An 11,687-nucleotide genomic window follows, 5' to 3' on the forward strand; every position below is an offset into this window, starting at 1 on the left:
CACCCGCGTCCGGCGGCACCACCGCCTCGCCCGCCGACTCCCGCCCGGCGCCGGCGACGGCGGCCAGGATCAGCACGATGCCGACGACGCCCAGGACGCCGATCCGCTCGTCCAGCAGGACGGCGGCCGCAACTGCGGCGGTGACGGGCTCCAGCAGGCTGGCGACGACGGCCGCCGTGCTGGACGTGGTGCGCAGGCCGGCGTAGAGCAGCCCGTAGGCCAGCGCCATCGTGAAGACACCGAGGTACACCAGCGATCCCAGCGCGACCGGGTCCGTGGTCGTGAGCGGCCCACCGGCGATGAGTGCCGCCGGGACCAGCACGATCGCACCGGCCGTCGTGGCGACGGTGGTGAGCGGGAGCGGGTCGAACCGCTGGGAGACCGGCCGGCTCAGTGCGGTGGTCGCGGCATACGTCGCCCCGGACCCGATCGCGAGCAGCACGCCCAGCGCCGGCCGCGGCCCGGTCTCGTGCGCGCCGGCCGCGCCGCTGACCGCCACCAGCCCGATCAGGGCGGCGAGGATCACGACCACTCGTCGTACGCCGGGGTGGCGGCGGTGGCGCAGCGCCTCGGCCGCCGTCAGCAGCACGGGGGCCAGCCCGAGGCTCACCACGGTGGCCACGGTGACGCCCACCTCCACGACCGAGCCGAAGTACAGGGCCTGATAGGTGGCCGTGCCGAGGCCGACCGTGCAGGCGGTGCCGGGAGACCGGCGAAGCAGGGTGACCAGCTCGCGACCGCGGCGCAGCACGGCGATGGCGGCGAGCAGGACGACGGCGGCGACCAGCATCCGCCAGGCGCTGATCGCGACGAACGACAGGTCTGCGTGGTCGCGGACCACCTCGAGGGTCAGGCCACCGGTCCCCCAGAGCACACCGGCGAGGCAGATCTGGATCAATCCGAGCGGCAGAGCGCGGGCGGTCACGTCGCTCAGGTTAGGAGAGTCGCGACCGATGAGGCACCCGGATAAACGGCGGCACGCCGCCTGGGGGGCGGCGTGCCCCGCCGACGTCGCCCGCCGGCGAGAGTGCGTCGACCTCAGCCGAGCGCCTTCTCGATGTCGACGACCAGCTTCTCCGGCTTCGTCGCTGGTGCGAACCGGTCGATCACCGCGCCGTCCCGGCCGACCAGGAACTTCGTGAAGTTCCACTTGATCTTGCCGCCGAGCAGGCCGCCCTGCTCACCGCGCAGCCACTGCCAGAGCGGGTGCGCGTCGTCGCCGTTGACGTCGACCTTGGCGAACATCGGGAACGTGACGCCGTAGTTCCTCTGGCAGAACGCGGCGATCTCGTCCTCGCCGTCGGGCTCCTGGTGCGCGAACTGGTCGCACGGGAACCCCAGGACGGCGAAGCCCTGGTCGCCGTACTTCTCGTGAAGCTCCTGCAGACCCTGGTACTGCGGCGTGAAGCCGCACTTGGAGGCCGTGTTGACGACGAGGACCACCTGACCGTCGTACGACGCCAGGTCGACCTCCTGCCCGTCGATGGCCTTTGCGGAGAAGTCGTGAAGGCTGGTCATGCACGCAGTGTGGCAGGCGCGGGGGGTGGTACCCGAGACACGATGTCAGCGCCGGCGCAGTGAGCGGCCCTGCAGCACCGCGAACACTCCCACCACGACGGCCTGGGCGAGCACCCAGCCGCGGCCCGGCCCGTCCAGGCCGAGGGCTCCGGTGGCTGCGACCTCCAGCGACCCGATCACCCAGAGCACGTTGGCGACCACGATCGCCCAACCGGCGGCCGCCGGCATGGTGCTGCGGGCGTAGACGGCCACCCCGAGCGCGAACGCGACCAGGAACCCACCCGCCCAGCGGTAGGTGTCGGCGCTGCCACCGAGGAGGTCGGCGAGCTGCGTGCCGACGAGCAGGTAGGCGGCGGCGTTCGCTCCGGCGACCGCGGCGTCGGCGGCGAACCAGACGCGGCCGGTCGAGGTCGTGGCAGGGGTGGCGGTCGTCGCGGTCATGGCGGTCCTCCTGGTGTCGGTCGCCCGGATGGCGACCCCGTGCCACGAGGCTCGCCCCGAAGGGCGGCGGCTGGCCATGACCTCGGAGGTCATGCGGAGGCTGCACCACAGCCGCCCGTCCGGGAGCAGGTCAGGCCCGCTGACCCTCGGGGCCGGACTCGGGGTCCGTGGTCGGGCCGGACGGGGCCAGCCCTGCGTAGGGCAGGCCCCAGCGGTCGCCGTACGCCGTCTCCTCCAGGGGTCGGCGGGCGCGCACCCGCTGGTCCCGTGTGGCGTCCCGCTCGGGGACCTCGGCAGGGTTGCCACGGACGCCGACCGCGATGCCCGCGACGACGATCGCGACCGACGGCACGCCCAGGTCGCGGGCTACGCCCTCACGGTCCATGCCGCCGAACTGGTGGGCGTGCAGACCCATCGCGCGCGCCTGGAGCACCAGGTGCGCCGACGCGAGGCCCAGGTCGTGGAGCGGATAGGTCGGGTCGCCCGGCTCCTCGCCCTCCTCTGCGGTGACCGCGATCGAGACGAAGACCGCGGATGCGCGCGGCACCCAGCGGGAGTTGCCGCGGCTCAGGTGCGGGACGAGCGCGCGGTGGGAGGCGCTGCCCCGGGTCGCCACGACGTAGCGCCACGGCTGCCGGTTGCCGTTGCTCGGCGCCCACTGCGCGGCCTCGAGCAGCCGGGTCACCTGCTCGTCGGTCAGCTCGTGCTCGGTGTCGAAGACGCTCGGACTCCAGCGGGAGCGAAGGGGCTCGGCGATGTCGACCGGGTTCACCATGGGTCCGAGTATCGCCCTGGGCGGGTCGGCCGGGAGACGGCGGACGCCGCGCGATCGAGCGGGAGGTCCCGAAGCCCTCAGGCGGCATCCCCGGCGATGTTGACCATCCACGCGATGCCGAACCGGTCGGTGCACTGGCCGAACTCGTCGCCCCACATCTGCGTCTCCAATGGCATCGTCACCGAGCCGTCAGCGGAGAGCCGCTCCCAGTACGCGCGCAGCTCGTCCCCCTCGTCGCCGGACAGGCTGATCGTGATCTGGGAGCCCTGCGGGAACTCCATGCCGGGCGGGCAGTCCGAGGCCATCAGCGTGAACCCGGCGGGCGTCTCGAGCATCGCGTGCATGACCAGCTGCGCCTCGGGCGCCGACGGATCGCCGTACTCACCGAAGGTGTTGACGTGCAGGTCGCCGCCGAAGACGTCGCGGTAGAACTCCATCGCCTCTCGGGCGGTGTCCTTGAAGGTGATGTAGGGGTTGAGGCGCGAGGCCATGGGGACTCCTTCGGGCCGCGGGCGGATGGCTCCCAACCTAGGTCCCGGTGCTGGTCCCGGCCAGCCCGATCGCGCACGGCGGTGCCGGGGCATCGGTCCGGTGACGGTCGACGTCACCGTAGGGTGCTCCGCGTGGAGTGTGCCGAGACCAGGCAGGGCAGGCGGATCTATGTCGACCCGGCGGATCCCCGTGGGGCCCAGCTCATCGCCGCCGGCGGCGACCTGAACCCCCGCTCGCTGATGCTGTGGAACCTCGCCCTCGGACTGCAGCCATGGACGCTCGTCCTGGACATCGGAGTGAACTACGGCGAGATGCTCGTCGGCGCCGACCTCCCCACCGACGCCCGGGTGATCGGGTTCGAGCCCAACACCGCCCTGCACCCGTTCCTGGTGCGCACGCTCGACGAGGCGGGCGTCGAGATCGAGCTGCGGTCCGAGGCCCTGTCGGACGCCCCGGGCACAGCGCGGTTCGCCGTCGACGCAACCTGGTCCGGCACGTCCTCGCTGCTGGACGACCGTCACGACGACGGGGAACGGTGGCGGTTCACCGAGGTCACCAAGACGACGCTCGACGATGTGATCGGCGCCGGCAACGACTTCTGCGCGAAGGTCGACGTCGAGGGCTTCGAGCGGGAGGTCGTCGTCGGAGGCCGCCGTGCCCTTGCGTCGACCGCACACTGGGCGTTGATGCTCGAGGTTGCGCACATCTCCCGCGCCTACCTCGCCCAGCTCGCCGAGGAGCACCCCGTGTTCCTGATGGACCCACGGACCGAACGGCTGATCCGCCTTCCGGGCGGGAACGCGCAGCTGGCCGGCCAGCTGCTCGCCTCGACATGGCTTCACACCCACGATTGCCTGGTCGTCAGCAGCGATATCGCCCGCGAACTGGAGAACCCCGCATGAGCATCCCGCGCCGCGCCGTCTACACCGCGCTCACCGGCAACTACGAGCTGCTGCCCGAGCAGCCGGTCGCGAAGGCCAGCGACGTCGCCTTCATCTGCTTCACCGACGACCCCGAGCTGCGCAGCGACTCGTGGGACGTCCGCGTCGTCCCGACGCTGCTCGACCTTGACCCGGTGCGCAGCGCCAGGGCGCTGAAGATCGGCGGCCACCCCGACCTGGCCGAGTACGACGAGACACTGTGGATCGACGCCCGCGTCCTTCTCAAGGAGGACCCGGCCGTCATCCTGGACACCTGGCTCGACGGCACCGACCTGGCGCTCCCGCGACACTCGTATCGCAAGGACGTCGTGACCGAGTTCGAGGAGGTCCTCCTCGCGGGCATGGACGACTCGAGTCGTCTCTACGAGCAGCTCACCCACTACTCGGCCGCTGCTCCCGAGCTGCTGGAGCGCCCGGTGCCGTGGACCGGGATGATCGCGCGCCGGCACACCCAGGCCGTCGACCGGGCCATGCAGGAGTGGCTCGTGCATGTGCTGCGCTACTCCCGGCGCGACCAGCTCTCGTTCGTCCACGCCGTCTCCCGCGCGGGTGTCGGGCCGCGACTGCTCGAGCTCGACACCTGGGGTTCCGCGCTGCACGACTGGCTGCCCGGCGCGGGCCGCAGCAGCCGGCCGCCGATCTTCCGGGTCTCCGACTCGCTGCGCGCGCCGACAGCCCGGCTCGGTGAGCTGCAGCGACAGCTCGAGGTCACCACGACCGAGCTGTCGGCGGCGCTCTCCCATCGCGAGAATGTCATCGAGCGGCTGGAGGGCCGGGTCGCGCAGCTGGAGCGGGCGCTCGCGAAGGCCCGGGGACGTGCGCGTCGACTGCGCCGAAAGCTCGACGCCCAGGACACTCCGAGCCTGCCCAAGCGGGTCCGGCGTCGCCTGGGTCGCGCCCTCCGCTCCTAGGCCCTTCGGTCCGGGCACACGCGAGGTGGCTGCCGCCGGGATGCCCGCAGCGCAGGAAGCTGCCCACGCCGACGGGCTGAGCGCGAGAGCCTCGACCGACGACCGACTAGCGCCGCGAGTCCTCCTCGGCGGCCAGAACCTTGCCGAGGGCACGGGTGAGCACGTCGACCTCCTTGTCGGTGAGGTGGCTGCTGAAGTGCTCCTCGATCGCCGCGAGGTACGTCGGAGCAGCGGACCGGAGTCGCCGCCGACCCTCGGCGGTGATCGCGGCGTACGACGACCGCCTGTCGTCCAGGTTCGGCTGCCGCTCGACCAGTCCCGCCTTCTCCAGCTCGGTGACGACCCTGCTCACCTGCTCCCGGCTCACCACGGCCTGACCGCCCAGTTCGGACATGCGCAGCCGACGGTCGGGCGCGGCGTTCAGCACGAGAAGCACGTCGTACCAGGAGATGGGAAGACCCCTCTCGGCCAGGGCGCGGGCCAGCTTCGGGACCACTGCCGCATGCACCCGGAGCAGCGCTGCCCACGGTGCGACGCGGTCGAGCTCTTCGTCAGCCACGACACGATCCTACCAATATATGTGCGTGCACACACATATTGACAGGCCGCCGGCCTGCGGCCAATATGTGTGTGCACACGCACTTTAATGGAGGAATGACATGACCACTCTCATCGACCGGGCTGAGCTCCGGTCTCGTATCGCCGCCGGCGACGTCATCGTCGTCGACGCCCTGCCGGCGACGTACTACGACCGCGAGCACCTCCCCGGAGCGCTCAACCTGGTGGAGGCCGACGTCGATGCGCGGGCGGCAGACCTGCTGCCGGACAGGTCGGCGACCGTCGTGACCTACTGCTCCAACGCCGCCTGCGGCAACAGCCAGGCGGTGGCCAACCGGCTCCAGGCTCTCGGCTACACCGACGTCAGGAAGTACCGCGAGGGCATCCAGGACTGGGTCGAGGCCGAGCTGCCCACCGAGTCCACCCGCTGACCCGACCACGCACAGAGGCACGAACACGATGAGCAGCGGAGACCGCACGATCTCTCCGCGGCCACCACGGTGAATCGCGAGGACTTCGGGATCACCTGGGCGCACCCGGTTCATCCTCGGCGCGCATCGACCGGGTCACTACTGGCGGAGCAGGAACGGGACGTCGGTGTCGGCGCCGTCCGTCGAGCTTCTCGGTAATGCCGTCGTAGGCGGTGAACGCCATCGCGTCGGCGTCGACCAAAACCCAGGGACGAGATCGAGAGCGGGCCTCGGCCTCGCCTGACTGGGGCTCGGCTCACGCTGGCTCCGGCCGAGCAGGCATTCCGCCGCCCTCCCGGGTGAACTCGCGTACACTGGCAGAGCCGAGGAACCCGCAGACGTCGAGTTCACGTCGTCATTTCGCGGCGACAGACTCTCTCGCCCGGCCGTTCGGCCGGCGGAACCGGCACCTTTGGCTTCCCACCTCGTCTCGACCGACGTCGCGCCGACGGCTGCGGCCGACCACGCAGCGTCGCACCGTCCCGGCCTCATGGCCGTCATCCAGCGCGTCTCGCTCAGCCTGTTGATCGCGGTGGTCGCGCCCGCGGTGCTCTTCTACGGCTTCTTCGCGATCGCCGGCGTGTGGACCGCGATCGCCGCCGCGTTGGTGTGGTCGTACGGCGCGATCGCGTGGCGAGCGGTGACCGGGCGGCGTGCCTCGGGCCTGCTGATCCTCGCCGCAATTCTCCTGACGGGCCGGACCGCGCTCTCTGTCGTCGCCGACAGCCCGTGGCTGTACTTCCTCCAGCCGATCATCAGCGACGGCGTCGTCGCCGTGCTGTTCCTGCTCTCTCTTGCCAGCGCGCGACCCATGGTGGCGCGGCTCGCTGGTGACTTCTACCCGATGGACCACGAGCTGGCGGCCCGCCCGCGCGTCCGACGCCTCTTCCGGAACCTGACGATCATGTGGGCGGTGCTGGGGCTCGCGAAGGCGGCCGCGATGCTGTGGCTGCTGCAGTCACAGACGCTGGGGACGTTCGTGCTCGTCAAGAGCATCTCCATGCTGGCGGTCAACGTGCTTGCCGCGTTCGCGACGGTCGGGCTGGCTGCATTCGTCGCCCGCAAGGAGGGGCTGTTGGGCTCCCCGCGCTGGGTCCTTGCTGGGACGTGAGGACCGTCGGCTCGCGCCGCCGTCGAGCCATGGCACCGCACATCAGCGCTCCGGTCAACGACCTCCATCACCAAGCCAGCTCGGTTAGCCGGTTGCAAGAAGTACTTCGGATCTGGATAATCCAGTCTCCTGATATCGAGTCTCGACGCTGCCGACTCGTCCGCGCTGCTCGCCCTCCAACGGACCACCCACGCCACACTGCACCGCCTCGCCACCGAGCTCGTCGACCTGGACCTGACCTCCTCCGAGATCAACGCTCTGGCCAACCTCGCGGGCGTGGAGGGCCGCAGCGTGTCCGAGCTGGGTGCCGCCGCGGGTGTCCGACCGACGACGCTGACCGGGGTGCTCGACCGGCTCGAGCGCCGGGGCCACATCACCCGCGGCACCCGCACCGGCGATCGCCGTACCGTGCTCATCGAGCTCACCCCGTCTGGCCGCGCGGCCGCCGACACGATCCGCCAGGCCATCAGTGACCTGGAGCACCGCGGCCTCGCCGACGTCCCTCCCGCGGCCGTCGCCGGCTTCCACACCGTGCTGCAGGCACTGACGAGGGCGTGCCGATGACGACGCCCGACTGCAGTCCAGGCGCGGACAGGGCGACCGCCTTCAAGGAGCTGATGCAGGAGGCGATGACGGATGCTGATCGCTTCGACCACCGCCAGCACGTCAAGCTGACCTGGCTCGCCATCCGGCGGTACGGCACCCGTGCCGCGGTGGATCTGGTCAGTGAGGGCCTCCAACGCACCGCCCGCTATGTCGGCGTCCCCCAGAAGTACAACGCGACCGTCAGTCGCGCATGGGTCGAACTGGTGGGCCACCACGCGGACCATTCCGACGCCTCCGACTTCGACGCATTCGTCGACCGGCACGCCGCACTGCTCGACAAGCGGTTGCTCACGCGCTTCTACCGCCCCGCCACGCTGGCCAGTCAGGCCGCCAGAACCGGCTGGGTCCTGCCCGACCTCGCGCCGTTCCCGTGGCAACGCGCGAACGAGTGACGTGAGGTGCTGGTCACCCGGCCGGGGGCCGTGGCTTGAAGCGGCGCACCTCATGGGGCCAGCCACATGCCTCCGCGATCTTGGCCGCCCACATCTTGGCGGCCTCGTCATCGGCCACGTCCACCACCGCGAACCCACCCAGCCATTCCTTGGTCTCGACGTACGGCCCGTCGATGATCAACACCTCGCCACCGGTGGGGTCGGCGCTGTAGACGCGGCCGCCCTCCTCCTCCAACCCTCCGGCGAAGACGTACACGCCAGCAGCCTTCATCTCGTCCACGACCGCCCTGGCGAGCGGCCCGCGCCCACGGAACCACTCCTCGGGATGGTCGCCCACCCATTGCTGGTTGAAGTAGAGGAGGTACTCGGTCATGCCTGCTCCTTACTGCTCTGGCGGACCCGGTGGACCGCGTTCACCCATCCCACGAACGGCGACGGGCGGATTCGACAGATCGTGCCGGAAATGCAACGCCGATCTTCGCGCGCAGCGGAGCGCACTTGCACACATCGGCATAGGCGCGCGTTCGCGCCGTTGCCTGGAATCATCGGTGCCCGTCCAGGGATTCCCCTGACGCGCAGGCGCGCTGCTGCGCTTCGACCAACCGGAATTGGCGCGGGGTTCGAGCCTTCGAGACAGTAGTCGAAGCAAGCCAGCGGGTTCGCGTGTGTAGCGACACGACGACCGGGACCCCGCCACCCCGGCGACTGGATGTCTGATCCGGCTTGCTGCACGAGACTCGGCAGCCCGATCTCCGCTGGAGCCTCAGAGCGCACGCGCTGGCCGGTTGCTGATCGCGTAGGCGGCGAGGAGGGTGTTGCCACCGGCTCCCGATGTGGTCAGGCGGTCAGGGGCGGGTTGCGCGAAGATGCCGTTGACCGGACTACTCGCAGCGGCAGGGGCGCGCCCACCGTCGCGACATCGAGGTGGAACCGGACACGTCGCCCGGTGTGCCCGTCGTCCCCGGAGATGCCCGGGGCCGTGGCGTGCAGTACGGCTCGTCCGGTCAGGTGCAAGGTGTGGCCGGTGGTGAAGTCGACGAAGAGCAGAGCGGCGGCGGAATCGACGGCCAGGTTGCCGAGGCTGTTGAACATGTTATTGCCCGGGTAGTCGGGCCACCACAGGGTCTGATCGTCTTCCAGGCGCACGAAGCCGGGCGGTCCCCCGCGATGGCTGGCGTCGCTCCCCCGGGAGGGATGCGTGGTGCCGAGGAAGAAGGTGTCGGCTGCTCGCACCTGTTCGATGTCGCCCTCCGAGAGGCGGTTGCTCATTCGACCAACGTCCGGGTCGGCGGCGGAGTCGCGGGGTGCGGTGTCGGTCACCTGGAGCGCGCGCCGTTGGATGTACTGCGGGCAGTTGCTGTAGGCCTGTGCGACCTGGACGCTGAGCCCGCTGCGCCCGGCGGCGGTGAGGTGACCGTTGAGACGGAACCTCCGCCGTCTCGCGAACTCCGTCGTCACCATCCCGATCTCCTGCCCCGGGGGCAGCCCGTGCAGCGGGTCACGGGGCGATGGCGTGGCTGCGATGCGCAGGTGGCTGGGAGCGGTGACCTCCAGGAAGCCCTTCGGGCCGACCAGGGGCGAGGTCCACAGGACGCCACCGTTGTCGCGGGCGGTCAATACGAGGAAGGCCTGCTCGGCTAGGTACCCGACGACCCCTCCGGTGAGCTCAGGGGGTTCGAGCATCCGGGCCAGGTGCCGTGCTTCGGCGCGGACACCCGACCGATGCTGCACCGCGATCTCACCCTCGTGGAAGCTCGGTGGCGGCCCTCCGGTTGTTCGACGTTCCATTGATCCTCCCGACAGTCCGAGGTGAGCTGTGTGCCTGGCGGGCCAGGACGGCTCGGCGACCGATAGGCCGCCGAGCCCCTCGCCGCGGCCATTCGCTCAGGCGGCGCGGCTACGTGGGCTGACGACCGGCCAGTCGATCTCGACCTGCGCGAGCGTGTTGAAGTAATTCGTCAGGACGTTGAGCGCGATGTGGCCCACGACCTCGCCGATCTCGGCGTCGGTGACTCCTGCTGTGCGGGCGGCCGACAGGGTGGCGTCGTCGACGTCACCGGCGTTCTGCAGGATCGCGTTGGAGAGGGAGAGCAGGGCGGCGGTGTGCGGGTCGCTGGACTCAGCCGACCGGGCTCGCTCCAGCTCGTCGGCGCTGACCTTGGCGATGTTCGCGCCGATGTAGCTGTGCGCCGAGAGGCAATAGCCGCAGCCGTTGGCCTCTGCGGTCGCCATCGCGAGGCGCTCGCGTACCGCAGCCGGGATCACGCCGCCGCCGAGGGCCTCCGACAGGGCGAGGTAGCCCTTGAGCAGCGCCGGGCTGTTCGCCATCACCTTGGTCATGTTGGGCGTCACCCCGAGCGTCCTCTGCACCTGCTCCAGCAGGGCGGCCGCGGTGCCGGTCGCCGTCGGGGGCTCGATCTGGGCAATGCGCGACATGTCGTCTCCTTGATATCTAACGTTTAGAAGCGGCTGTTTCCGTTAGAGCATGGGGCACTGCGGCCCCGATGTCAAACGGCAAACGGGCATTCTTGCCGTTAGATCGACTACGATGTGCCCATGCCCGTCGATGCCCGGACCAGCGCGCCCCTGTTGGGCGAGCCCCTGGCCGTGGAGTTCATGAACACCATCTGGGCGGACCGGGACGGGATCCACGACGCTCTTGCCACGCCCTCCGAGATGCAGGGATGGCTCCAGGTCGGGCCGCAGCTCCCCGCGATCCCCGACGAGGACCTTCGCGACTGGATCGCCACCGCGCCACCACGTGAGGTCGAGGACACTGCCGCGCGGCTGCGGGAGCTGCGCAACGCCGTACGGCGGCTCGCCGCGGTCCAGACCGCCGACCCTCGAGAACGGGCAGCCTCGGCAACGAAGGACGTCGACCAAGCACTCGAGGTCGTCAACGCCGCCGCGGCGTCAGCGCCTCACTGGAGCCACATGACATGGCGCCGCAACAATGCACCCGATCGCGAGGTTCATACCCAGGCCGCACTCGGTAGCACCATCCCAGCGGTCATCGCGGAACAGGTGATCGACCTGCTCACCAGCGACGTCCGCGACGGCCTTCGAGCCTGCCTCGCCCCTGGCTGCGTCCTCTACTTCGTCAGACAGCATCCCCGGCGCGAGTGGTGCTCGACCGCCTGCGGGAACCGCGCGCGAGCCGCACGCCACTACGCGCGGCACCGCACGGATCCCGCGACCTAGCCTCCAGCACCTCGGCCCCGCGCCGATACCCGAGGTGCGTCAGCACCCACAACGTCTGATCACGCACGAACCACCGTCGTGAGCGTGAAACCGGGCGCGGGTCAGAGCGCCTCGGGACCGATGCGTTCGAACGCGACGAACAGCGCGAGCGCGAGCAGCACGAGGTTGACGGCGATCGCGGGGTATTCGTTGTCGCGCAGGTGGATCAGGGCGGCGCCGACCATGAGGACGGCAAGGCTGATCGCGGCTGCGGGCACAAGCCAGGTCTCGA

At 70.4% G+C, this 11,687-nt stretch carries 17 protein-coding genes; 7 read left to right on the forward strand and 10 right to left on the reverse strand.

Going from position 1 to position 11,687, the window contains the following annotated elements:
- From E7Z54_RS04640 to E7Z54_RS04660, 5 genes are all read right to left on the reverse strand, one after another.
- On the reverse strand, nt 1–925 hold a 925-nt coding region (locus tag E7Z54_RS04640), incomplete at its 3' end, for a DMT family transporter (RefSeq protein ID WP_136431849.1).
- A 113-nt stretch (nt 926–1,038) separates the two neighbouring features.
- Nucleotides 1,039–1,518 (reverse strand): glutathione peroxidase, encoded by a 480-nt coding sequence (locus E7Z54_RS04645; RefSeq protein ID WP_136431850.1) that lies wholly within the window; start codon nt 1,516–1,518, stop codon nt 1,039–1,041.
- A 45-nt stretch (nt 1,519–1,563) separates the two neighbouring features.
- Complete coding sequence (locus tag E7Z54_RS04650; RefSeq protein WP_136431852.1) at nt 1,564–1,959, reverse strand: hypothetical protein; 396 nt, start codon at nt 1,957–1,959, stop codon at nt 1,564–1,566.
- Between the two features lie 130 nt (nt 1,960–2,089).
- Nucleotides 2,090–2,734, reverse strand: coding sequence for a nitroreductase family protein (locus E7Z54_RS04655; protein WP_136431854.1), 645 nt, complete (start codon nt 2,732–2,734; stop codon nt 2,090–2,092).
- A 77-nt stretch (nt 2,735–2,811) separates the two neighbouring features.
- Nucleotides 2,812–3,225 carry a VOC family protein gene (locus E7Z54_RS04660; protein ID WP_136431855.1) on the reverse strand — a complete coding sequence of 138 codons (414 nt, stop codon included), beginning with the start codon at nt 3,223–3,225 and terminating at the stop codon, nt 2,812–2,814.
- A 132-nt stretch (nt 3,226–3,357) separates the two neighbouring features.
- Here E7Z54_RS04660 and E7Z54_RS04665 point away from each other — a divergent pair, with 132 nt between their 5' ends.
- Both E7Z54_RS04665 and E7Z54_RS04670 read left to right on the forward strand, forming a co-directional pair.
- On the forward strand, nt 3,358–4,128 hold the full coding sequence (locus E7Z54_RS04665; RefSeq protein WP_136431856.1) for an FkbM family methyltransferase: 771 nt from the start codon (nt 3,358–3,360) through the stop codon (nt 4,126–4,128).
- Entirely contained in the window at nt 4,125–5,078 is a 954-nt protein-coding gene (locus E7Z54_RS04670) for a glycosyltransferase domain-containing protein (protein ID WP_168798167.1), read from the forward strand. The genes E7Z54_RS04665 and E7Z54_RS04670 overlap by 4 nt, the downstream gene beginning before the upstream one ends.
- A gap of 106 nt (nt 5,079–5,184) precedes the next feature.
- Here E7Z54_RS04670 and E7Z54_RS04675 read toward each other — a convergent pair whose 3' ends face one another.
- Nucleotides 5,185–5,637: a MarR family winged helix-turn-helix transcriptional regulator gene (locus E7Z54_RS04675; protein ID WP_136431858.1), complete on the reverse strand. Its 453-nt coding sequence runs from the start codon at nt 5,635–5,637 to the stop codon at nt 5,185–5,187.
- Between the two features lie 100 nt (nt 5,638–5,737).
- Between E7Z54_RS04675 and E7Z54_RS04680 the strand changes: the two genes are divergently transcribed.
- From E7Z54_RS04680 to E7Z54_RS04695, 4 genes are all read left to right on the forward strand, one after another.
- Nucleotides 5,738–6,067, forward strand: a complete 330-nt coding sequence (locus E7Z54_RS04680) for a rhodanese-like domain-containing protein (RefSeq protein WP_136431859.1) — start codon at nt 5,738–5,740, stop codon at nt 6,065–6,067.
- A 529-nt stretch (nt 6,068–6,596) separates the two neighbouring features.
- On the forward strand, nt 6,597–7,217 hold the full coding sequence (locus E7Z54_RS04685; RefSeq protein ID WP_136431860.1) for a VC0807 family protein: 621 nt from the start codon (nt 6,597–6,599) through the stop codon (nt 7,215–7,217).
- Nucleotides 7,218–7,451: 234 nt separating this feature from the next.
- Nucleotides 7,452–7,781, forward strand: a complete 330-nt coding sequence (locus E7Z54_RS04690; protein WP_276606201.1) for a MarR family winged helix-turn-helix transcriptional regulator — start codon at nt 7,452–7,454, stop codon at nt 7,779–7,781.
- Nucleotides 7,778–8,215 (forward strand): hypothetical protein, encoded by a 438-nt coding sequence (locus E7Z54_RS04695; RefSeq protein ID WP_206056009.1) that lies wholly within the window; start codon nt 7,778–7,780, stop codon nt 8,213–8,215. The genes E7Z54_RS04690 and E7Z54_RS04695 overlap by 4 nt, the downstream gene beginning before the upstream one ends.
- Before the next feature lie 13 nt (nt 8,216–8,228).
- On the opposite strand, the gene E7Z54_RS04700 is transcribed toward E7Z54_RS04695, so the two are convergent.
- The 3 genes from E7Z54_RS04700 to E7Z54_RS04710 form a co-directional block, all read right to left on the reverse strand.
- Entirely contained in the window at nt 8,229–8,588 is a 360-nt protein-coding gene (locus E7Z54_RS04700; protein WP_136431862.1) for a YciI family protein, read from the reverse strand.
- 464 nt (nt 8,589–9,052) lie between these two features.
- Nucleotides 9,053–10,003, reverse strand: a complete 951-nt coding sequence (locus E7Z54_RS04705) for a pyridoxamine 5'-phosphate oxidase family protein (RefSeq protein ID WP_136431863.1) — start codon at nt 10,001–10,003, stop codon at nt 9,053–9,055.
- A gap of 96 nt (nt 10,004–10,099) precedes the next feature.
- Nucleotides 10,100–10,651 (reverse strand): carboxymuconolactone decarboxylase family protein, encoded by a 552-nt coding sequence (locus tag E7Z54_RS04710; RefSeq protein ID WP_136431864.1) that lies wholly within the window; start codon nt 10,649–10,651, stop codon nt 10,100–10,102.
- Nucleotides 10,652–10,771: 120 nt separating this feature from the next.
- Here E7Z54_RS04710 and E7Z54_RS04715 point away from each other — a divergent pair, with 120 nt between their 5' ends.
- Complete coding sequence (locus tag E7Z54_RS04715; protein WP_136431865.1) at nt 10,772–11,416, forward strand: CGNR zinc finger domain-containing protein; 645 nt, start codon at nt 10,772–10,774, stop codon at nt 11,414–11,416.
- Between the two features lie 101 nt (nt 11,417–11,517).
- Here the strand turns inward: E7Z54_RS04715 and E7Z54_RS24330 are convergent, their stop codons facing one another.
- The gene (locus tag E7Z54_RS24330) at nt 11,518–11,673 is read right to left on the reverse strand and encodes a DoxX family protein (protein WP_431188798.1); all 156 of its coding nucleotides are present in this window, start codon (nt 11,671–11,673) and stop codon (nt 11,518–11,520) included.
- Nucleotides 11,674–11,687: the final 14 nt, after the last annotated feature.

It is taken from the genome of Nocardioides sp. (assembly GCF_004803405.1).
Taxonomy (GTDB): Bacteria; Actinomycetota; Actinomycetes; order Propionibacteriales; family Nocardioidaceae; genus Nocardioides; species Nocardioides vastitatis.

Bases quoted from the DNA above. Each gene is read 5' to 3' on its own strand.
- E7Z54_RS04700 (WP_136431862.1), bottom strand. From the start codon at position 8,588: ATGACCGAGTACCTCCTCTACTTCAACCAGCAATGGGTGGGCGACCAT.
- E7Z54_RS04660 (WP_136431855.1), bottom strand. From the start codon at position 3,225: ATGGCCTCGCGCCTCAACCCCTACATCACCTTCAAGGACACCGCCCGA.
- E7Z54_RS04715 (WP_136431865.1), top strand. From the start codon at position 10,772: ATGCCCGTCGATGCCCGGACCAGCGCGCCCCTGTTGGGCGAGCCCCTG.
- E7Z54_RS04650 (WP_136431852.1), bottom strand. From the start codon at position 1,959: ATGACCGCGACGACCGCCACCCCTGCCACGACCTCGACCGGCCGCGTC.
- E7Z54_RS04680 (WP_136431859.1), top strand. From the start codon at position 5,738: ATGACCACTCTCATCGACCGGGCTGAGCTCCGGTCTCGTATCGCCGCC.
- E7Z54_RS04695 (WP_206056009.1), top strand. From the start codon at position 7,778: ATGACGACGCCCGACTGCAGTCCAGGCGCGGACAGGGCGACCGCCTTC.
- E7Z54_RS04670 (WP_168798167.1), top strand. From the start codon at position 4,125: ATGAGCATCCCGCGCCGCGCCGTCTACACCGCGCTCACCGGCAACTAC.
- E7Z54_RS04645 (WP_136431850.1), bottom strand. From the start codon at position 1,518: ATGACCAGCCTTCACGACTTCTCCGCAAAGGCCATCGACGGGCAGGAG.
- E7Z54_RS04705 (WP_136431863.1), bottom strand. From the start codon at position 10,003: ATGGAACGTCGAACAACCGGAGGGCCGCCACCGAGCTTCCACGAGGGT.
- E7Z54_RS04655 (WP_136431854.1), bottom strand. From the start codon at position 2,734: ATGGTGAACCCGGTCGACATCGCCGAGCCCCTTCGCTCCCGCTGGAGT.
- E7Z54_RS04685 (WP_136431860.1), top strand. From the start codon at position 6,597: ATGGCCGTCATCCAGCGCGTCTCGCTCAGCCTGTTGATCGCGGTGGTC.
- E7Z54_RS04710 (WP_136431864.1), bottom strand. From the start codon at position 10,651: ATGTCGCGCATTGCCCAGATCGAGCCCCCGACGGCGACCGGCACCGCG.